Genomic DNA, 20,492 nt, shown 5'->3' with positions numbered 1-20,492 from the left:
TCTTTGCCTTCTTTCTTGTCGTACAACAAGAAAGAAGGTCGCCCGCCGGGGGCGAGTCCCCGGCCAATGTGACGTCATACAACGGAAAGCCGCTCCGTAGCGCCAGAAAAGCGCGTTCCCAACGACAGGCAAGCCGGTGACCGTAAGTCCGCGGTCGAATGAATTCGACCCCACAGGCCCTCAGCTTGCGGTCCAGCCTCCGCCCAGGGCACGGATGAGGTTCACCGTTGCCCGGGCCCGCTCTCCGTCCAGGCCCACGGCGACGCGCTGTTGCTGCAGCACACTGCGCTCCGCGTCGATGACGTTGAGGTAGCTCACGGCGCCTTCCCGGTACTGCAGGCGGGCGATGCGCGCGGCCCGCTCGGCGGCGCCCACGGCGTCGTCCTGTTCCCGGTGCTGTTCGCCGAGGATGCGCAGCTGGGCCAGGTTGTCCTCCACCTCGCGGAAGGCCTGCAGCACGGTCTGGCGGTAGCGGGCGCCGTCTTCGGCGTGGGCGGCGCGGGCCTGTGCCACGCCGGCCTCGCGGGCGCCGCCGTCGAACACCGGCAGGCTCAGGGCGGTGCCCACCAGGGGGCCGAAGACGAAGCTGCGACTGGCGTATTTGAAGAGATCGCCCAGCCCGTCGGATTCGTAGCCCAGGGCGCCGGTGAGGGCCAGGCGCGGGAACCACGCCGCCCGGGCCACGCCGATGCGGGCGTTGGCGGCGGCCATGGCCCGTTCGGCCGCGGCGATGTCGGGCCGGCGCTCCAGCAGGGCCGAGGGCAGGCCCGCGGGCACATTGACCGCGAGGCGCGTCAGGGGCATCACCGGCAGACTGAACTCGGCCGGCGACTTGCCCAGCAGGATGGCCAGCGCGTGCTCGGCCACGGCGCGCTGGCGGGCCAGGCCCAGGGATTCGGAGCGGGCCGAGGCCAGCTCGCTGCGGGCCCGGGCCAGGTCCAGCTCGGCAATGTCGCCTTCGTCGAAGCGGCGCTGCAGCAGCTTCACCGTGTCGGCACGCAGGCGCACGGTGTCGGCGTACAGGGCCTGGGCGGCGTCCAGCTCGCGGATCAGGAAGTAGGCCTGGGCCACGTCGGCCTGCAGGCTGAGCAGGGTCACGGCAAACAGGGCCTCGCGCTGGGCGCTGTCGAGGCGGGTGGCCTCTTCGGCGCTGGCCAGCCGGCCAAACAGGTCCACCTCGTAGGCGATGGTGGCCTGGCCGCGCCACAGGGTGCGCGCCTGGGTGTCGGCATCGGCGGCCAGGCCCTGGGCGGCGGGCGAGGGCCGCTGGCGGGTCGGCCCGAAGCCCACACCGACCTGGGGCGCCCGGGCCGCCCGGGCAGATTGCTCCAGCGCCCGGGCCTGGCCCAGGCGGGCCGCCGCGGCCATCAGGTCCGGGTTGGCCAGCACCGCGTCCCGCTCCAGGCGATCGAGGAGCGGGTCGCCGAAGACATGCCACCAGTCGCCCCGGGCGGCGCTGTCGGCGGGCTCGGCAGGTTTCCAGCTGGCGTCGGCGGGAGCCGCCTCCTTGAAGGCGGCGGGGGTGGCGATGGTCGGCCTTTCGTGGATGGGGGCCACCGAGCAGCCGGCCAGGAGCAGCAGGCTGGCCAGCAGGCCGGTGGCGTGGCGGGGCAGGGGCAGGTTGCGCAGGGTCATCGTCTTACTCCTGGCCGGCGTGGGCAGGGATGGGGGCCACCAGCGGGGCTTCGTGGTGGGTGGCCGAGTGGAGGGGGTGGCGCTTGTCCAGGGTGCGCAGCAGCACATAGAACACCGGCGTCAGGAACAGCCCGAACAGGGTCACGCCGAGCATGCCGAAGAACACCGCGATGCCCATGGCGTGGCGCATCTCGGCCCCGGCGCCGGTGGAGGTGACCAGCGGCACCACGCCCATGATGAAGGCGATGGAGGTCATCAGGATGGGGCGTAGGCGCAGGCGGCTGGCATCGATGGCGGCCTGCAGCGGGGTGTGGCCCTGCAGCTCCAGCTCCCGGGCGAACTCGACGATGAGGATGGCGTTCTTGCACGCCAGCCCCACCAGCACCATCAGCCCGATCTGGGTAAAGATGTTGTTGTCGCCCCCCGTCAGCCACACGCCGGTGAGGGCGGCCAGGATGCTCATGGGCACGATCAGGATCACTGCCAGGGGAAGGGTCAGGCTCTCGTACTGGGCGGCCAGCACCAGGAAGACCAGCAGCACGCTGATGGGGAAGACCCACACCCCGGCGTTGCCCGCCAGGATCTTCTGGTAGGTGAGGTCGGTCCATTCGAACTTCACGCCCCGGGGCAGCGTCTCGGCGGCAATGCGCTCGGCGGCCGCTTCGGCCTGGGCCGACGAGTAGCCGGGCGCCGGCCCGCCGTTGATGTCGGCGGCGGTGAAGCCGTTGTAGCGCACCACCATCTCGGGCCCGTAGGTGGGCGTGACCCGCAGCAGGGAACCCAGGGGCACCATCTCGCCGCTGGCGTTGCGGGTTTTCAGGCGGGCGATGTCCTCGGGCTGGGCGCGGAAGTCGGCGTCGGCCTGGGCCCGCACCTGGTAGACGCGGCCGAAGCGGTTGAAGTCATTGACGTACAGCGAGCCCAGGTAGATCTGCAGGGTGTCGAACACGTCGGTCACTGCCACACCTTGCTGCTTGGCCTTGGTGCGGTCCAGGTCCACGTCCAGCTGGGGCACGTTGATCTGGTAGCTGGAGAACATCGGGCCCAGCTCCGGCGCCTTGGCCGCGGCGGCCATGAAGGCCTTGGCGGCCGTGTCCAGCTCGGCGTAGCCCACGCTGCCCCGGTCCTCGATCTGCATCTTGAAGCCACCCACGGTGCCCAGGCCCATCACCGGCGGGGGCGGAAAGACGGCGATGAAGGCCTCCTGGATGGCCGCGTACTGCTGGTTGAGGGCCCCGGCGATGGCGCCCGCCGACAGCTCGGGCGACTTGCGCTCGGCAAAGGGCTTGAGGGTCACGAAGACGATGCCGGCGCTGGAGCTGTTGGTGAAGCCGTTGATGGACAGGCCGGGGAAGGCCACGGCGCTCTCCACGCCGGGCTGCTTGAGGGCGATCTCGCCCATGCGGCGGATCACCGCCTCGCTGCGGTCGAGGGACGCACCGCTGGGTAGCTGGGCAAAGCTGACCAGGTACTGCTTGTCCTGGGCCGGCACGAAGCCGCCGGGCACGATGTAGGAGATGCCTACGGTGAGGCCGAGGAGCACCACGTACACGCCCATGGCCGAGGCCTTGCGCTGGATCACGCCGCTGACGCCGCGGCCGTAGCGGTCGCTGCTGCGCTTGAAGAAGCGGTTGAAGCGCGCAAAGAAGCCGCCGAACACGCGCTGCATCTGCACCGTGAGCCAGTCGGGGGGCGTGTCGTGGCCCTTGAGCAGGAGGGCGGCCAGGGCCGGCGACAGGGTCAGCGAGTTGAAGGCCGAGATCACCGTCGAGATGGCGATGGTCATGGCGAACTGCTTGTAGAACTGGCCGGTGAGGCCAGTCATGAAGGCCAGGGGCACGAACACCGCCACCAGCGTGAGGGCGATGGCGATGATGGGGCCAGAGACTTCGCGCATGGCCCGGTAGGTGGCCTCGCGGGGCGACAGGCCGGCGGCGATGTTGCGCTCCACGTTCTCCACCACCACGATGGCGTCATCCACCACGATGCCGATGGCCAGCACCATGCCGAACAGGGACAGGGCGTTGATGGAATAGCCGAAGCCCAGCATCAGCGAGAAGGTGCCGATGATGGACACCGGCACGGCAAGCAGCGGGATGATGGACGCACGCCAGGTCTGCAGGAAGACGATCACCACCAGCACCACCAGGGCGATGGCCTCCAGCAGGGTGGTGATCACCGCCTTGATGCTGGCCCGCACGAACTGGGTCGGGTCATACACGATGCTGTACTGCACCGAGGGCGGAAAGTCCTTCGACAGCTCGGCCATGGTCTCGCGCACCTGGGCGGAGATGTCCAGGGCGTTGGCGCCCGGCGTCTGGAAGATGGGGATGGCCACCGCCGGCTTGTTGTCGAGCAGGGCGCGCAAGCCGAACTCGGCGGCGGCCAGCTCGATGCGGGCCACGTCGCCCAGGCGGGTGACGCCGCCATCGGGGGCGGTCTTGAGGATGATCTGCGCAAACTCGGCCTCGTCCTTGAGGCGGCCCTGGGCATTGACGTTGAGCTGCAAGGGCGTGCGGCGGTCGTTGGGGGGCGCGCCGATCACGCCGGCGGCCACCTGCACGTTCTGCTCGCGGATGGCCTTGACCACCTCGCCGGCGGTGAGGCCGCGCTCGGCCACCTTGCCCGGGTCCAGCCACACACGCATGGCGTAGTTGCCCGAGCCGAACAGGCCGACCTCGCCAACCCCCTTGATGCGCGCCAGGCGGTCCTTGACGTTGAGGACCGCGTAGTTGCGCAGGTAGGTCATGTCATAGCGGTCGTCCGGCGAGGTGAGGTGCACCACCATGGTGATGGTGGGGGTGCTCTTGGCGGTGGTCACGCCCAGGCGCTGCACGTCTTCCGGCAGGCGCGGCAGGGCCTGGGAGACGCGGTTCTGCACCAGCTGCTGGGCCTTGTCCGGGTCGACGCCGAGCTGGAAGTGCACGGTGAGGGTGAGGTTGCCGTCGCTGTTGGCCTGGCTCTGCATGTAGAGCATGTTTTCCACGCCGTTGATGCTCTCTTCCAGCGGCGCGGCCACGGTTTCGGCGATCACCTTGGGGTTGGCGCCAGGGAACTGGGCGCGTACCACCACCGAAGGCGGCACTACCTCCGGGTATTCGGCGATGGGCAGCTGGAAGACTGACAGCAGGCCGGCCAGCAGGATCAGGACCGACAGCACCCCGGCAAAGATGGGGCGGTCGATGAAGAACTTGGAGATGTTCATGATGCGCGCCTCAGATGCGGGTCTTGAGGGCACGGGGCTCGGCCACCGCAGCCACCGGGGCGCTGCCTTCCATGGCCACCGGGTGGGGCGTCACCGGGTCGCCCGGGCGCACCCGCTGCAGGCCATTCACCACGATGCGCTCGCCCGGCTTGAGGCCGTCCTCGACGATGCGCAGGCCGTCCTGCAGCTTGCCCAGCCGCACCTCCCGGTAGGCCGTGCGGTTGCCTTCGCCCACCACCAGCACGAAGCGCTTGTCCTGGTCGGTGCCCACGGCCCGGTCGTCGATCAGTACCGCGTCCCGCGGCGTGGCGCTGCCAAGGCGGATGCGGGCGTACAGGCCGGGCACAAGCAGGCCGTCCGGATTGTCGAAGACAGCCCGCACCCGGATGGTCCCCGATGTGGTGTCGAGGCGGTTGTCCACCGAATGGATGCGCCCTTCGGCGCTGTAGCCGTCCTGGTTGGCCAGGCCAAGCTGGACGGGCAGGTTCGTGCGCTGCGCGGTGCGTGCCGGATTCACCGACTTGAGAAAGGTCTGCTCGTCCACGTCGAAGGCCGCGTAGATGCGGTCGGACGATACCAGGGTGGTCAGGGCGGGCCCGCCCGTGGGGCTCACCAGGTTGCCCACCGTCACCTCGGCCCGGGACATGCGGCCGTCGATGGGGGCTTTGATGGTGGTGTATTCCAGGTTGAGGCGGGCGATGCGCAGCGCGGCGCGGGCGGCCTGCACGTTGGCGGCGGCGTCGCGGGCGGCGTTCTGCTTCTCTTCCAGATCGCGGCGCGATACCGCGTTGTCGGCAATCAGGCGCTCGGAGCGGGCCAGGTCGGAGGCGGTGTAGGCCACCCGCGATTCGGACGCGGCGAGCTGGGCCTCGGCCCGGGCCACCTCGGCGGCAAACGGGCGCGGGTCGATGGTGAACAGCACCTCACCCTTGCGTACGGTGGCGCCATCCCTGAAGTGCACCTGGGTGAGGATGCCGGCGACCTGGGGGCGGACCTCGACCCGGTCCACCGCCTCGAGACGGCCGGAGAATTCGTGCTGTTCGGTGACGCTGCGGTGGAGCACCTCGGCGGTGTCCACCACCACCGCCTGGGGCGCGGGGAGCGCGGCGGGGGCGCTGTCACGGGTGGCGTGGGCGCCGATGCCGATGCCCGTCAGGACGAGGCCGGTGAGGGCGGCACCGATGAGGGTGCGGCGGCGGAGGGGGGCGGATGGAATGTTGGGCATGCTGTCCTCTCTGTTGTGGGAAGCGAGGGGTAGGTAGGGATGAGTACATTCTTGTTGTTTTGTTTGGTTGGATAAATATTAAAAATTTGACTTCACTGTTCGCTATTGACTAATAATTAAGTCGTGGCCTCCGCCGGAGGCCCGGAGCAGGGAGCGCAGTGAATGGACAGATTTCAGGCGATGCGGGTGTTCATGGGGGTGGTCGAGGCCAACAGCTTCACCCGCGCGGCCGACAACCTGAGCATGCCCAGGGCCACGGTGACGACTACCGTCCAGTCCCTGGAAAACCTGCTCAAGGTGCGCCTGCTCAACCGCACCACCCGCAGCGTCAGCCTGACCCCCGACGGGGCGGCCTACTACGAGCGCTGCGTGCGCATCATGAAAGAGCTCGAAGAGATGGAGGCTGCATTCCAGGACGCGGCGCGGCGCCCTCAAGGGCGGTTGCGGGTGGATGTGGCGGGGCCCATCGGCCGGCGCATCCTGATTCCGCGCCTGTGCCAGTTTCGCGAGCGCTACCCGGACGTGGAGCTGGTGATCGGCATTGGCGACCGGCCGGTGGACCTGGTGCAGGAAGCGGTGGACTGCGTGATCCGGGCTGGCGAGCTGGCCGACTCATCCCTGGTGGCGCGGCGCATCGGCAGCCTGAGCTTCGTCACCTGCGGCGCGCCGTCCTACCTGGAGCGCCACGGGGAGCCCCAAAGCCTGGAAGACCTTGCGCAGCACCACGCGGTGCATTACTTCTCCAGCGTGACGGGGCGCAACTTCGACTGGGATTTTGTGGTGGGTGGGGTCAGCACCCCCGTGCGCATGCAGGGGCAGGTGGCGGTGAACGACGTTGATGCCTACAACGCCTGTGGCCTGCAGGGCCTGGGGCTGATCCAGCCGGCCCGCTTCATGGCCCTGCCACACCTGGAAAACGGCGAGCTCAAGGAGATCCTGCCCGCCTGGAAACCGCCCCCGCTGCCCATGTCGGTGCTCTACCCCCAGAACCGGCACCTGTCCCCCAAGGTGCGGGCCTTCACCGACTGGGTGGCCGAGCTGTTCAGCCAGTGCCCGCTGCTCAACGGCAGCGACGGCGAGGGCTTTACCGCGGGGGAGTGCCGCTACCCCGAGCGCCCGGCCACCTACACCGTGCGCGAGATGCTGGACGAGGAGAACCAGCTGGCCGGGTTGAGCTAGATGCTTCGGGTTGGCAGCCGGGCATGGCACATCGCCCCGCCCAAGCCAACCCACGGCCTTGATCGGCGGCCGGGGGGGCTCAGCGGGGAAAGTACATCTTTGCCTTCTCGAGCTTGTAGGTCCACGGCAGGCCGGCGTTCTTCCAGCCGTTGACGATGCGCTGGCCGGCCTTGGGGCCGTCCTTGGCGCTGTCGCCCTCGAAGCCTTCGGTGATGCTGTAGACGCGGGTGAAGCCGGCGTTGGCGAGGAGGTCGGCGGCGCGGGCGCTGCGGTCGCCGGAGCGGCAGATGAGGATCACCCGGTCGGCCTTGGTGAGGCTTTTTTCCTTCAGGCGGATTTCGGCCTCCTGGATGAAGTCGCTGTTGGGTTCGAGCTGGTACATGTGGCGGCGCTCGTCCCAGTCGGTCATCAGTTCCTGGTGTTCCACGTAGGGCACCAGGGCGTCGGCAACGGTGGGCATGCCCACGTACATGGCCTCGGCGCGGGTCCGGACGTCGAGAAAGAGGGTTCGGGTGGGTTCCTTGCCGATGATCTCGAGGGCCTCGCGGGGGCTCATGTAAAGCTGCAGGCGCGAGCGCTTGTAGTCGGGCAGGGCGCTGGCGTCCACGTTCTGGGCGACGGCGGGGAGTGACAGGGAAAGGTTGCCGAACGCGAGCAGTGCAGCCAGCGCAAAATGTCTCATACTTCCTCCAGACGATTCGTTGGTGCCAACCCCGGGAGAGGCTGATCATGCGTTTGAGAATTGGTTGTGTGATGGCGGGCGTGCTGCTCTCTGGCGCGGCCCTGGGGGGCGGCGATCCGGCCACCGGGGAGAAGATGGTGAAGGAGCACGCCTGCGCCAGCTGTCACCAGCGCCTCATCGGGGGCGACGGCTCGGCCCTGTACACCCGCGCCGACCGCAAGGTGACCAGCAAGGACAAGCTGGTGGCCCAGGTGAGCTTCTGCAGCACCCAGCTCAAGACCGGCTGGTTTCCCGAGGATGAGGAGCATGTGGTGGCCTGGCTGAACCACCGCTACTACCACTTCAAGTGATGCCGGCAGGCGGCCGGGCGCGTCATGGTGCCGCCAGCCCCTGCAGCACGCGTTTTTCCAGGTAGCCGCCGTAGAGCCCGACGCTGTCGCCCCCCAGCAGCGCCTCGGCGCGGGGCTGGCCGGTGCTGTCCAGAAAGAGCACGGTGGGCGCAAACTTCACCTTGTAGCGGCGGGCCACATCGGCATGGGTGGCCTTGCCGCCGTCAAAATCCCTGAGCAGCCGGGGGCTGCCGATGCTTACCTCACGGATGCGCACCCGCTCGCGGAAACGGGGGTCGTCGGTGAGGGTGGGCAGGTAGGCGTCCCGCACGGCCACGCAGTAGGGGCAGTCGGGCAGGCTGAAGAGCACCACGTAGAGCAGATCGGGCTGCTTGGCTCCGGCTTCGTGGAGGCTCGATTCGAGGGGGCCGCGGGCGTGGACGCCCGGTATGCCGGCCAGGAGCAGGCTGGCGAGCAGGGCCAGGCGCGCGAGGAGTTGCATGGTTTCAGCGGGCGAGGGACTCGCGCTCCAGGGTCAGGTAGCTGCCGTAGGCGTTGATGCGGTTGGCGGCTTCGAAGGCGGGCAGCTTGCTGAAGCGGCGCCAGTCGGTGCGGGCGTAGGCTTCTTCGAAGGGCACCATCTCGTCCACGGCCTTGCCCATCTGCTCACGGAGATAGCGCAGGTAGTCCCGGGTCAGGGTCAGGTCGGCGGCGGCGTCGGTGGAGTGGCGCCCGTGGCCGGTGACCAGCACCTTGGGTTGCAGCCCCACCAGGGTGTCGATGGCGGCCAGCCAGCGTTTGCTGTCGGCGTTGCCGACAAAGGGGATGCGCCCGGCAAACAGGATGTCGCCGCAGAACACCACACCGTCCTCCTCGACGGTGACCACCAGGTCTTCGGGAGCGTGGGCGGGGCCGAGGATGGTGATGCGAAAGTGCAGGCCGCCCTCCTCGAAGCGAGTGTCACCGGTGAGCCAGCGGTCGGCCTGGATCAGGCGGGTGCTTTCATCCACCCACGGAAACAGGTCTTTCTGGCGCTGGGCCAGGCGGGCGGCGGCCTCGCCACTGCCGAAGTATTCCTTGCCCCCTTCGTGGGCCCACACCTCGGTGCCGGTGGCCTTGAAGGCGGCCAGGCCATAGAAATGGTCGGCGTGGTAGTGGGTGAGGATGACCCGCTTGATCGGTTTGTTGCTGACCCGGCGGATGGCGGCCAGCAGGGCCTCGCCCAGGGGCGGCGTGCCGAGGGCGTCGATGACGATCACGCTGTCGCGGGTGACGACGAACCCGGCGTTGCTGTTGAAGCCCTTGTTGGCCGCCGAGGCCATGCCCGCGTCGCCTTGCACGTACCAGGCGTGCGGCGAGACCTGGAGCGGTTTGAGGGGCGGCATGTCCTGGGCTGCCGCATTCCAGCTCAGCAGGGCCGTGACGGCGAGGGCGACGATGGCATGCAGCCAGGGAAGGAGGGGGAGTCTGCTGCGGGCCATCGTCGTTCTCCTCAAACCATGCCGGGGTTGCCGGCCATGCCTTTCAGGGTGGGCAGGTTGAGCGGGCGGGCGCGGACCACCTTCTGCCCCTTGAGGTAGCGGGCCACCAGATCCCAGATGGCTTCGCCACCGGCCTTGGCGGCGTCCTCGGAAACTGGCGCCCAGCCGGCGACCTTGTAGGTCTTGCCGGCTTCCAGGGGCTTGCCGCCCAGGCGCATGTCGGTGATGCGGCTACCCATCCGGCCGTTGGGGTCGCAGGCGTACTGCAGGCCGCCGACGCGCACCATGTCGCCGCCTTGCTGGTAGTAGGGGTCGGGGTTGAAGAGGTTGTCGCAGACGTCTTCAAGCACGGTCTTGATCTGCTCGCCGGTCATCATCGACACCGTCGTCCAGGGGTAGGTGATGGCGGTCTGGTCGAGCAGGTGCTCCATGCGGATGGTGTCGCCGGGCAGCAGGCTGGTGCCCCAGCGGAAGCCGGGGGAAAAGGCGATCTCGGCGTTCTTCTCGGCCAGCAGGGCGTCGAGGATGAGCTGGTCCCAGGAACCATTGAAGTTGCCCCGGCGGTATAGCAGGCCTTCGCTGACGGCGAGCTTCTCGGCCAGCTTGCCCTCGTAGGGGGCACGCATCTTCCTGATCAGCGCGTCCATGGCCGGGTCGGCAGGGATGAGGTTGGCGAACACCGGCAGCAGCTTGTAGCGGAAGTCGGTGACCTTGCCGCCCTTCACCTCCAGGTCGAGCACGCCCAGGTATTTGCCGTTGGAGCCGGCATTGGTCACCAGGGTCTGGCCACCGGCGTTCTTGACGATGACGGGCGCGGGCACGCCGTCGTGGGTATGGCCGCCCAGGATGGCGTCTACGCCGCGCACCCGGCTGGCCATCTTCAGGTCCACGTCCATGCCGTTGTGGGACAGCACCACCACCGCCTGGGCGCCGGCGGCGCGGGCTTCGTCCACCACCTTCTGCAGGTTGTCGTCCTGGATGCCGTAGCTCCAGTTGGGCACCTGCCAGCGGGGGTTGGCGATGGGGGTGTAGGGGAAGGCCTGGCCGATGATGGCCACCGCCACGCCGTTGATGTTGCGGATCACGTAGGGTTTGAACACCGGGTCGCCGAAGTCGGTGGTCTTGATGTTCTGGGCGACGATGTCCACGGTGCCCTTGAAGTCCTTCTCCTCGATCTCCTTGACCCGGGCTTCGCCATAGGTGGCTTCCCAGTGCAGGGTCATCACGTCCACGGTGAGGGCCTTGCAGGCATCCACCATGTCCTGGGCATTGGTCCACAGGGCCAGGCCGGAGCCCTGCCAGGTGTCGCCGCCGTCGAGGAGCAGCGAACCCGGGCGGCTGGCCTTGAGCTGCTTGACCAGGGTGGCCAGGTGGGCAAAGCCGCCGACCTTGCCGTAGGTCTTGGCGGCCTTGACGAAATCCAGGTAGGTGAAGGCATGGGCCTCCGGCGTGCCGGGGCGGATGCCGAAGTGGCGCAGCAGCTTTTCGCCCACCAGGTGCGGCACCTGCCCGGCCATGGGGCCGATGCCCAGGTTCACGTCCGGCTCGCGGAAGTGGATGGGCTGCAACTGGGCGTGACAGTCGGTCATGTGCAGCAGGCTGACGTTGCCGAAGCGCGGCAGGTCGTACATGCGTGCGGCAGCCTTGGCGGCTTCGGACGGATTGCTGTGCAGGCTGAGGCCGCCGGCCGCGGCGACGGCCAGCACCTGGAGGAAATCCCGGCGGTTCATGGACATGCGGTGGGCTCCGTTGTCAGTCTTTGTTGACGGGCGATTCGGGATCGACCAGGAAGGCGACGATGTGGGTGATCTGCTCCGGCGTCAGCCAGTTGTGCAGCCCGAAGCGGGGCATGTTGGTGCACGCGGTGAAGGCGTTGGAGTTGTAGATCTTGTCGTAGGTGTACTTGATGATCTGTTCGGTGTTGCCGCGCAGCTTGCCGAAGTGCTGGAGGCTGGGGCCGATGGTGCCGTAGGCCACTTCCTTCTTGGCGAGCTGGTGGCAGGCGTAGCAGTTGCCACCGCGGACCCGGCCGGGCGGGTCGGGCTGGATGAAGCCGATATGGCCGCCGGTACCCACGGCGGCGAGCTTCTCGCCTTCCTTCCAGTCACCGATCAGCTTGCCGTCCACCGGGTAGCGGATGGAGGCCATCTCGGCCTTCTCGATCTTGTGGCGGACCCTGGCGGGCGGGTTGTCCTTGAACTGGCTGCACAGGCGCATGGTCTCGTCCTGGTCCAGGCGCTTCATCCAGTAGGCGGGGTTGTCGTCGCGGAAGGAGCCGCGGAAGATCTGCTCGGCCTGGCTGGCGATGTCGCCGGCGGGCTTGCTCTGGGCCAGGGCAGGGAGGGGGGCGAGGGTGATCAGCGCGAGGGCGATCAGGCGGTGTCTCATGGTCGCTCTCCGTTCAGCGTTTGATGCCGGGGGTCTGCATGACGGTGCCGCTGGCGGTCTTCTGCAGATACACCTGCAGGGCGATCACCGAGTCGGACAGGTATTTGGGCTCGGGCCAGCGGGCCTGGCGCATGCAGTCGATGAGGCGGCGCTGCATGGTCCATACGGCGCCCTGGGAGACCCGGTAGGAGGGCCAGGTGGACATGGCCACGCCCGCGCCGGCCCGGGTGGTGAGGTTGCCGAGCTCCTGCAGGCGGATGCGCTTGTCGTCCTGGCCGTGGCAGATGGCGCAGGAGAAATCCTGGGGCCCGCTGCGGCGGTAGAAGATGTATTCACCCATCTTGGCCATGCGGGCTTCTTCCGGGTGGCGGGCGGGGACGTCGATCTTCATGCCGTTGGACTTGCCGCCAATGTAGGTGACCAGGGCCTCGATCTCGGATTCCTGGCCGGGGCGGGAAAACCACTGGCGGGTCACGTCTTCATACTTGAAGCCCTGCAGGCTCACCATGCAATGCACCAGACGGGATTCCACGTCCATGACCTTGCGGGTGTCCGCGAAGTAGCGCGGCAGCTGGGCGTAGGCGCCGTCGAGCTTGCCGGGGCCGAGACCCATGTCGCATTGCTCGAGGCTGGCGTTCTTCGGCCCGCGCGGGGTTTTCCACAGGGATTCGCCCTTTAGCTCCAGAAGCTCGGCCGGGTTGCCGTCGGCCAGCATCTCCCGGTATCTGGCGATCTCGTCCATGGTCGAGCCCTGGGCCATTGCCATGCTGGCAAGGCCGAGGCCGACCACGGCAAGCGCCGCACGCAGTCTTGCACTCATCCTTCTTCCTCCTTCGTGTTGGGGCCCGTGCCGCCTGGGGCGGTCTGATGGGTGGGCGAGGGGCCGGGCACGCGCCCGGCACCCGGGTCAGTTGATCTGGACCTCGTCGGTGCGCTTGTCGCCCTTGTTGTCCACCCAGCTCACCGCCAGCTTGTCGCCCTTGGCGCCGCCCTTGAACTTGAAGGCCAGGTAGGGGTTCTTGGACACGGCGGTGCCGAACTGGGCCGCCAGCACCTGCTTGCCGTTGTGCTCGGCGGAGAGCTCGGTGATGAAATGGGCCGGCACCAGGTTGCCGGACGAATCCTTGCGCTGTCCGGTTTCCATCTCGTGGCTCATCAGCACCTTCACTTCGGTGATGCCGTCCTTCGCGCTGGCGCGAATCTTCATGGGATCTGCCATTTTTCTTCCTTTGTCCGAATGGGGTGGAGGCGGGGCTCAGCCGCCGCAGCCACCGAGGGTGACCTTGATTTCCTTCTTGGTCATGATGAACTTGCCGCCCACCTTGACCACGGCCAGCACGTCCGAGGTCTGGCCCATCTTGACCCGGGTCTGCACCGAGGCTTCCGTGCCGGCCGGCAGCATGAAGCTGGCCGCCAGGGGGTTGGGGTTCTTCTCGATGAGGATGGCGATGGCCTCGACGCCGGCCAGCGCCGACACCACGCCCACCGGCACCACGGCGCCGTTCTCGGCGATGTCGGGGGCGGTGATCTGGATGTCGGTGGAGTTCTCGGCGCCGGTGGCGCCGAGGGCCTTGAGGGTGTCTTCGATGCTCTTGGCGTCGAAGGCCGATTTGTTCCATTCGGCCCGGGCCTGGCCCGGGGTGATCAGGCCGGCGGCGGCCAGCAGGCCGAACAGGCCCAGCCCGCCACCCGCCTTGAGTGCTTCACGGCGTTGCATGTTCATGTGTCTCTCTCCTTGGTTGAGCGGTGTGCTTACTGGGCCTTGGCGCCCGACATGATCCATTTGACGAGGCTGCGGATGTCCTCATCCTTGAGCTGCGTCTGGGGTGGCATGGGGATGGCGCCCCACACGCCCTGGCCGCCGGCCTTGACCTTGGCGGCGAGGCGGGCTTCGGCGTCGGCCTGGCCCCTGTACTTGGCGAGCACCTCGTTGTAACCGGGGCCGACGATCTTGCCGGCCACGCCGTGACAGGCCATGCAGCCGCTGTCCTGGGCCAGCTTGCTGGCGGCGGCGTTCTCGCTGAGGGGCGCAGGGGCCGCAGGTGTAGCGCCGGCCTTGCCGCTGGTGTCCTTGCCGCGCACCGGGCCCACCGGCCGGTTCTGCTCGGCCAGGTTACCGTGGGCGGTTTCGGCATACACCGGCAGCAGTGAGGCGATCTTCACCTCGGTCTTGCAGTTGCTCATGCAGGCGGTGTTCTTGACGTCGGGCTTGCCACCGTTGCCCATGCCGCCCTTGGCCGCGCTGGCCCCCGGCCACATGCCGTGGTCGGTGCGCATGCCGTTGCGGTTGGGCATGCGCGCCTGGGCCTCGGCGATGTTCTTCTCGGTCAGCACGAAGTCGCCGGGGACGATCTCGGCCAGGTTGAGCAGATAGGCGACCAGGGCATAGACCTCGTCATTGCTGAGGGACTTGGGCGCGGTGAGGGGCATGGCCCGGTTGATGTAGTCGAAGAGGGTCGACACCGTCGCCACCTTCATGATGGCGCTGCGCTGGGGGGCGTCACCCTTCACCAGGGACAGCACATGGCCAGTCTTGATGTCGTCCTTGGTGGTGCCGCCGATCAGCGGGGTGTGCACCTCGTTGGATTCGCCGAAGCTGCCGTGGCAGGACGTGCATTTGGCTTCCCACACCTCCTGGCCCTGGTCAACGCTGCCGCTGCCCGGGCGCAGGCCCTTGAAATCGGGGCGCACGTCGATGTCCCAGGCGTGGATCTCGGCGCGGGTGGCGCTGCGGCCGATCCCCGCATACCTGCCGTCGGCCAGGGCGCTGCCGGCCGTGAGGGCGGCCAGGGCCAGGGCGATCGCGCCACCCAGGGCGGGTTTAGAGAACCTGAACATTGCTCACCTCCCCGCCTTCGATCACCTTCCACGACTGGATGGCGTTGTTGTGATAGATGGATTTGGTGCCGCGCACGGCGCGGAGCTGGCCGTAGGCAGGCTGGACGTAGCCGGTCTCGTCCATGGCACGGGACTGCAGGATGGCGGGCTTGCCGTCCCACACCCAGTCGATGTTGAAGCGGGTCAGGCACTTGGAATTGACCGGGCCTTCCACTCGTGCCGGGCGCCAGTTGATGCCGCCGTCGGTGGAGACATCCACGCGCTTGACCTTGCCGCGGCCGGACCAGGCCAGGCCGGAGATGTTGTAGAAACCCTTGTCGAGGAGGATCTGGCCGCCGGACGGGGTGGTGATCACCGACTTGCATTCCTGTACCGAGGTGTACTGGCGGTGCTGGCCGTCGGGCATCAGGTCGATGTAGTGGATGGCCTCGTCCTTGGTGGCCCAGGGCTTGTCGCCCACCTCGATACGGCGCAGCCATTTGACCCAGCTCACGCCCTGCACGCCGGGCACCACCAGGCGCAGGGGGTAGCCGTTTTCGGGGCGCAGCATTTCGCCGTTCTGGCCGTAGGCCACCAGCACTTCGTCGCTCTGCACCATCTCGATGGGGATGGTCCGGGTCATGGAGGAGCCGTCGGCGCCTTCGGCGAGCACGTATTTCGCCTTCTTCCAGTCAATGCCGCAGTCTTCGAGGATGACTCGCAGGGGTACGCCGGTGAATTCGGAGCAGGACAGCATGCCGTGGCTGTACTGCACGGTGGGCACGGCGACGTTGCCCCATTCCATGCCGGTGTTGGCGCCGCACTCAATGAAGTGCATGCGCGACACCGGGGGCAGGCGGAGGATGTCATCGACCGTATAGACCTTGGGCTGTTTGAGGAAGCTGTCGTCGGTGCCGTGTACCATCAGCCGGTGTTTGGACGGATCGATGTCCACCCAGCCCTGGTGGTGGCGCTCGAAGTGGAGGCCCGACGGGGTGATGATGCCGAACAGGCCCTGCAGCGGCGTGAAGGCCACCGACACCTGGGGCATGCGGGTCAGGCCGGGGGATTCGCGGCGTTGCAGGCCTTTCTCGTACTGGGAGGGCAGGCCGTAGGGTCGGGCCGCCACGGGCTGCCCGAGGCTGGTGGTCCAGGGCGGCAGGGTCAGGATGTTGGGGTCGCCTTCGGCGGCCCTCGCGACGCTGCTGCCTGCCAGGGCGGCAGAAGCGGTGACGAATGCGTTACGCAAAAAATCCCGTCGCCCTTCCTTGACGGCGGTGATCTCCGCTTCGGTCAGAAAGCTCTCGGGGGCGGGGCGAATGCGCCCGCGCGGGTTTGGCTGGTCGGCCATGTGGTGTCTCTCCCTCAGTCTCCAGGTGTTGGAATCGCAGGAGGTGTCGTCTTTGCGTGCCGTGATCCGGTCTCGCCCCCCTTGATCTAAAACAATTTATAACCATACACTAATATCGTCAATTGCTAATATTGATGCGCTGCAATAACCGGCGCCTGCACAAAAGGCCGCAAATCGATGGCCATGGCGGCTTGCTGCGGCGAGCTGCTCCGGAGAACAATACGCAGGACGCACCCATTGCTCACCGCTCCGGCGGAACCAAGGAGGAGATATGAAGCTGTTTCGATGGATGTTGGCCGTGGGGCTGCTCGGTGCCCTGGGCACCGCCCAGGCCGAGGGCAAACCCGACCCCAACCTGGCCCGCAATCTGGCGGCCACCTGCGCCAACTGCCATGGCACCGATGGCAAGGCCGTGGCGGGTTCCGGGGCCGAGGCCCTGGCGGGCACCGACAAGGCCAAGCTGCTGCAGAAGCTGATGGATTTCCGTTCGGGGGCCAAGCCGGCCACGATCATGCATCAGATCTCCAAGGGCTACACCGAGGCACAACTCGAACTGGTGGCGGAGTACTTCGCCGCCCGCAAGTGAGGGAGCGCAGCATGTGGAATCGACGTGAGTTTCTGAAGGGCGCCGCGCTGGCGGGTGGGGCGGTGGCCCTGCCGGGGCTGTCGGGCTGCGCCATGGGTGCCAAGGCGCGGGGCCATGTGGTGGTGGTGGGTGGCGGCTTTGGTGGCGCCACGGTGGCAAAGTACCTGCGCATGTGGAGCCAGCAGGGGGTGGATGTGACCCTGGTGGAGCGCAACCCGCAGTTCATCTCCTGCCCGATCTCGAATCTGGTGATTGGCGGTGACAAGCAGATGTCCGACATCACCCTGAGCTACGACGGCCTGCGCAGCACCTGGGGCGTGAAGGTGCTGCAGGACACGGTGACGGCGGTGGATGCCGCCGCGCGCAAGGTGACGCTGGCCTCGGGCGGGGTGCTGTCCTACGACCGGCTGGTGCTGTCACCGGGCATCGAGTTCATGTACGACCAGGTGCCTGGGCTGGAGAGCGAGGCGGCCCGTGAAGCGGTGCTGCATGCCTGGAAGGCCGGCCCCCAGACCGTGGCCCTGCGCAAGCAGCTGGAGGACATGAAGGACGGCGGCGTGTATGCGCTGACCATCCCCAAGGCGCCGTATCGCTGCCCGCCGGGGCCTTATGAGCGGGCCTGCCTGGTGGCCAACTACCTGCAGCAGGCCAAGCCGAAATCCAAGGTGCTGGTGCTCGACGCCAACGAGGAGATCACGTCCAAGAAGGGCTTGTTCACCAAGGCCTTCGAGAAGTACAAGGGCATCCTCGAGTACCGCCCCAACAGCGAGCTGCGCGAGGTGGATGCCGCCAGCCGGACGGCGGTGCTGGAGTTCGACAAGGTCAAGGCTGACGTGCTCAACGTGGTGCCGCCCCAGCGCGCCGGCGACGTGGCCGCGAAGTCGGGGCTCAAGCTGATCAACAACCGCTGGGTGGATATCGACTGGTTGAGTTTCGAGTCGGTGAGCACGCCGGGAGTGCATGTGATCGGTGACGCCATCTTCCCGGCGCCGACCATGCCCAAGTCGGGCCACATGGCGAACCAGCATGCCAAGGTGACCGCGGCGGCCATCCTCAACCTGCTGGCGGGCGAGGCGCCGAGCCCGACGCCTCTGGTGATGAACACCTGCTACAGCTTTGTGGATTCGAAGAACGTCATCCACGTGGCGTCGGTGCATCAGTATGACGCGGCGAAGAAGACGGTGATGCCGGTGCAGGGAGCGGGGGGCGTGTCTGCCGCCGCCAACGAGCTGGAGGGCAAGTATGCCCTGGCCTGGGCCCGTAACATCTGGGCCGACATGCTGGTCTGACACCGGGCCGAAAATGAAAGCGGGGCCGCTGCAAGGGCGGCCCCGCTTTTTATCCGGCCCGGATCATTCGAGGGTCGAGATGTAGCTCGAGACGGCCTTGACCTCCAGCTCGGTGAGCTTGGAGGCGATGGAGTGCATCACCGCGTTGTCGTTGTTGCGCTCGCGGGTGTTGAACTGCTTGAGCTGGTTCTCGAGGTAGAGGGGCTGCTGGCCCGCCAGGCGGGGCAGCTGGGGCGTGCCATGGCCCTGGGGACCGTGGCAGGACGTGCACGAGGCGACGCCCGAATACTGGTTGCCCCTGGTGAAGATGTAGCGCCCTACGGCAGCCAGGTCGGCGTCGGCACGGCCGTTGCGGCCGGGCTTCTTCTGTTCGAAGAAGCTGCCGAGGGCTTTCATTTCTTCGGGGGTCAGGTCGCCCACCATGCCGGACATGGTGTCGCTCTTGCGCTTGCCGGTCTTGAAGTCGGACAGCTGCTTGGCGATGTACTCGGCATGCTGGCCTGCCAGGCGGGGGTACAGTGCCGATGCGGCTTCGCCGTCCATGCCATGGCACAGGAAGCAGCGACCGCCGACGATTTCTTCAGCGCGTTTCAGGTCTGCCGCGTGCACCGCAGCAGGCAGGGCTGCCACTAGCAGCAACCCGGCTGCAAAGAATCTCCCCTTCATGTTTTCTCCTCCTTGTTGTGCATTCCGGAGAGAAGACTATCAGAATTCGTTAATACACTGAATTCGCTAGGAGGCCTGCAGCGGGCTGGCGCGGTGCTCAGTGCTTGCGGCCCAGCCCCCCCAGCAGGAAGGCGATCGGGCGCTGGTTCTTCTGGGGAAGGGCGGCCTCGTTGCTGCTGCTTTCGCTGGCAGTCGGCACGGCGCCATCCTTCTGCTGGTAGGGCTTGCTGAAGTCGAAGCCGTCGGCGGCGATGTGCGAGGGCTGGCGGCTGCGCTCCGGGCGGCGTTCGCGTTCGGTGCGTTCGGGCCGGTCCCCGCGCTCGGGGCGGCGTTCACTGCGCTCGTTGCGCTTGCCGCGCTCGCCGCCCGACGTGCCTGCGGCGCCGTCGGCCGGCCGGGAGGATGGGGCGCTGCGCCGGCGGCGACTGCCGTCGGCATCGAAGAAATCGGGCTCGGGGTCGTAGCCAGGGACGATCTCCTGCTTGATCTCGAGCTTGATGAGCTTCTGGATGTCGGCGAGGCGATGCTTTTCTTCGGAGCTGACCAGGGACACGGCCTTGCCCGACTTGCCGGCGCGGCCGGTGCGGCCGATGCGGTGGACGTAGTCTTCCGCGGTGTGGGGCAGTTCGAAGTTGATTACCGAGGGCAGATCCTCGATGTCCAGGCCCCGGGCGGCCACGTCGGTGGCCACCAGCACACGGACTTTGCCGGACTTGAAGTTCTCGAGGGTCTCGGTGCGGGCCTGTTGGCTCTTGTCGCCGTGGATGGAGTCGGCGGAAATGCCGTGACGTTCCAGGAAGTGGGCCAGGCGGCTGCAGGCGAACTTGGTGTCCACGAACACCAGCACCTGGTTGGCCTCGTCCTCGTGCCGCACGATGTGGGCCAACAGGTTGCGCTTGAGGCCGCTGGAAACCGGGTGGACGACGTGGGTGATGGTCTCGCTGACCATGTTGCGCCGGGCCACCTCGACCAGCTGCGGGTTCTTCAGCATCTGGTCGGCGAGCTTCTTGATCTCGTCGGAGAAGGTGGCCGAGAACAGCAGGCTCTGGCGGTTGGCCGGGAGCAGGGCGAGGATGCGCCGGATGTCGGGGATGAAGCCCATGTCGAGCATGCGGTCGGCTTCGTCGAGGATCAGGAATTCCACCTGGCCGAGGGCGATGGTCTTCTGCTGGACGTGGTCGAGCAGACGGCCCGGGGTGGCGACGACGATCTCGATGCCGCGGCGCAGCTCCTGGATCTGCGGGTTCATGTCGACCCCGCCATAGATGCAGGTGGAGCGCAGGGGCAGATGTTTGGAATACATCTTGACCGACTCGAACACCTGCATGGCCAACTCGCGTGTCGGCGCCAGAATCAGGGCGCGGACGGGGTGGCGGGCGGGGCTGGTCGAACTGCTGGCATGGCGCGCCAGGCGGTTGAGCAGGGGCAGGGTGAAGCCCGCCGTCTTGCCCGTACCGGTCTGGGCACCGCCCATGACGTCGTGCCCGGCCAGCACGACAGGAATCGCCTGGCGCTGGATGGGGGTCGGTTCGGTGTAGCCGGCTTCAGTGACGGCCCGCAGGATTTCAGGAATGAGTCCGAGTTCGGAAAACGACATGGATGTGATCACGATCGCGGTGCGGCGCTTAGTGCACTGCACCATTTGAGTAGTCCGGCATT

General features: G+C 67.4%; 19 protein-coding genes. 4 read left to right on the top strand and 15 right to left on the bottom strand.

Annotation, left to right across the window (positions count from 1 at the left end; all coding sequences use genetic code 11):
* Positions 1-180 precede the first annotated feature (180 nt).
* From L6Q67_RS19295 to L6Q67_RS19285, 3 genes are read right to left on the bottom strand one after another with little or no spacing between them, the layout of a single operon-like run.
* Complete coding sequence (locus tag L6Q67_RS19295) at positions 181-1,635, bottom strand: efflux transporter outer membrane subunit (RefSeq protein WP_296573411.1); 1,455 nt, start codon at positions 1,633-1,635, stop codon at positions 181-183.
* Between the two features lie 4 nt (positions 1,636-1,639).
* A complete protein-coding gene (locus tag L6Q67_RS19290) occupies positions 1,640-4,840 on the bottom strand; it encodes an efflux RND transporter permease subunit (protein WP_296573408.1) in 3,201 nt (1,066 codons plus the stop codon).
* 10 nt (positions 4,841-4,850) lie between these two features.
* Positions 4,851-6,065 (bottom strand): efflux RND transporter periplasmic adaptor subunit, encoded by a 1,215-nt coding sequence (locus tag L6Q67_RS19285; RefSeq protein WP_296573404.1) that lies wholly within the window; start codon positions 6,063-6,065, stop codon positions 4,851-4,853.
* Positions 6,066-6,227: 162 nt separating this feature from the next.
* On the opposite strand from L6Q67_RS19285, the gene L6Q67_RS19280 reads away from it, so the two are divergent.
* Positions 6,228-7,244: a LysR family transcriptional regulator gene (locus L6Q67_RS19280; protein WP_296573401.1), complete on the top strand. Its 1,017-nt coding sequence runs from the start codon at positions 6,228-6,230 to the stop codon at positions 7,242-7,244.
* Between the two features lie 79 nt (positions 7,245-7,323).
* On the opposite strand, the gene L6Q67_RS19275 is transcribed toward L6Q67_RS19280, so the two are convergent.
* Positions 7,324-7,926: a rhodanese-like domain-containing protein gene (locus L6Q67_RS19275; protein ID WP_296573397.1), complete on the bottom strand. Its 603-nt coding sequence runs from the start codon at positions 7,924-7,926 to the stop codon at positions 7,324-7,326.
* A 47-nt stretch (positions 7,927-7,973) separates the two neighbouring features.
* Here L6Q67_RS19275 and L6Q67_RS19270 point away from each other — a divergent pair, with 47 nt between their 5' ends.
* Entirely contained in the window at positions 7,974-8,276 is a 303-nt protein-coding gene (locus L6Q67_RS19270) for a cytochrome c (RefSeq protein WP_296573395.1), read from the top strand.
* A 22-nt stretch (positions 8,277-8,298) separates the two neighbouring features.
* Here L6Q67_RS19270 and L6Q67_RS19265 read toward each other — a convergent pair whose 3' ends face one another.
* From L6Q67_RS19265 to soxC, 9 genes are all read right to left on the bottom strand, one after another.
* Positions 8,299-8,757 (bottom strand): thioredoxin fold domain-containing protein, encoded by a 459-nt coding sequence (locus tag L6Q67_RS19265; protein WP_296573394.1) that lies wholly within the window; start codon positions 8,755-8,757, stop codon positions 8,299-8,301.
* Between the two features lie 4 nt (positions 8,758-8,761).
* Positions 8,762-9,736 (bottom strand): MBL fold metallo-hydrolase, encoded by a 975-nt coding sequence (locus L6Q67_RS19260; protein WP_296573391.1) that lies wholly within the window; start codon positions 9,734-9,736, stop codon positions 8,762-8,764.
* A gap of 11 nt (positions 9,737-9,747) precedes the next feature.
* Positions 9,748-11,472 carry a thiosulfohydrolase SoxB gene (gene soxB / locus L6Q67_RS19255; RefSeq protein WP_296573389.1) on the bottom strand — a complete coding sequence of 575 codons (1,725 nt, stop codon included), beginning with the start codon at positions 11,470-11,472 and terminating at the stop codon, positions 9,748-9,750.
* 16 nt (positions 11,473-11,488) lie between these two features.
* Positions 11,489-12,124 carry a sulfur oxidation c-type cytochrome SoxX gene (gene soxX, locus L6Q67_RS19250; protein ID WP_296573386.1) on the bottom strand — a complete coding sequence of 212 codons (636 nt, stop codon included), beginning with the start codon at positions 12,122-12,124 and terminating at the stop codon, positions 11,489-11,491.
* 13 nt (positions 12,125-12,137) lie between these two features.
* Positions 12,138-12,944 carry a sulfur oxidation c-type cytochrome SoxA gene (gene soxA / locus L6Q67_RS19245; protein WP_296573384.1) on the bottom strand — a complete coding sequence of 269 codons (807 nt, stop codon included), beginning with the start codon at positions 12,942-12,944 and terminating at the stop codon, positions 12,138-12,140.
* An 87-nt stretch (positions 12,945-13,031) separates the two neighbouring features.
* Positions 13,032-13,343, bottom strand: coding sequence for a thiosulfate oxidation carrier complex protein SoxZ (soxZ, locus tag L6Q67_RS19240; protein ID WP_296573382.1), 312 nt, complete (start codon positions 13,341-13,343; stop codon positions 13,032-13,034).
* Between the two features lie 36 nt (positions 13,344-13,379).
* A complete protein-coding gene (soxY, locus tag L6Q67_RS19235; protein ID WP_296573380.1) occupies positions 13,380-13,847 on the bottom strand; it encodes a thiosulfate oxidation carrier protein SoxY in 468 nt (155 codons plus the stop codon).
* A gap of 29 nt (positions 13,848-13,876) precedes the next feature.
* The gene (locus L6Q67_RS19230) at positions 13,877-14,962 is read right to left on the bottom strand and encodes a c-type cytochrome (protein WP_296573378.1); all 1,086 of its coding nucleotides are present in this window, start codon (positions 14,960-14,962) and stop codon (positions 13,877-13,879) included.
* Entirely contained in the window at positions 14,946-16,292 is a 1,347-nt protein-coding gene (gene soxC / locus L6Q67_RS19225) for a sulfite dehydrogenase (RefSeq protein WP_296573376.1), read from the bottom strand. The genes L6Q67_RS19230 and soxC overlap by 17 nt, the downstream gene beginning before the upstream one ends.
* A 271-nt stretch (positions 16,293-16,563) precedes the next feature.
* On the opposite strand from soxC, the gene L6Q67_RS19220 reads away from it, so the two are divergent.
* Together L6Q67_RS19220 and L6Q67_RS19215 are read left to right on the top strand one after the other, a co-directional pair.
* Complete coding sequence (locus L6Q67_RS19220) at positions 16,564-16,878, top strand: cytochrome C (RefSeq protein WP_296573374.1); 315 nt, start codon at positions 16,564-16,566, stop codon at positions 16,876-16,878.
* 11 nt (positions 16,879-16,889) lie between these two features.
* A complete protein-coding gene (locus L6Q67_RS19215; protein ID WP_296573372.1) occupies positions 16,890-18,167 on the top strand; it encodes an NAD(P)/FAD-dependent oxidoreductase in 1,278 nt (425 codons plus the stop codon).
* Between the two features lie 63 nt (positions 18,168-18,230).
* On the opposite strand, the gene L6Q67_RS19210 is transcribed toward L6Q67_RS19215, so the two are convergent.
* Both L6Q67_RS19210 and L6Q67_RS19205 read right to left on the bottom strand, forming a co-directional pair.
* Positions 18,231-18,833, bottom strand: a complete 603-nt coding sequence (locus tag L6Q67_RS19210; RefSeq protein ID WP_296573370.1) for a c-type cytochrome — start codon at positions 18,831-18,833, stop codon at positions 18,231-18,233.
* Positions 18,834-18,930: 97 nt separating this feature from the next.
* On the bottom strand, positions 18,931-20,430 hold the full coding sequence (locus L6Q67_RS19205) for a DEAD/DEAH box helicase (RefSeq protein WP_296573368.1): 1,500 nt from the start codon (positions 20,428-20,430) through the stop codon (positions 18,931-18,933).
* Positions 20,431-20,492 lie beyond the last annotated feature (62 nt).

The sequence above is a fragment of the Zoogloea sp. genome (assembly GCF_023150065.1).
In the GTDB taxonomy this organism is placed as follows: Bacteria; Pseudomonadota; Gammaproteobacteria; order Burkholderiales; family Rhodocyclaceae; genus Zoogloea.
The sequence above is the reverse complement of the archived record's forward strand: the minus strand, read 5'-3'. Positions and strand labels throughout refer to the sequence as shown.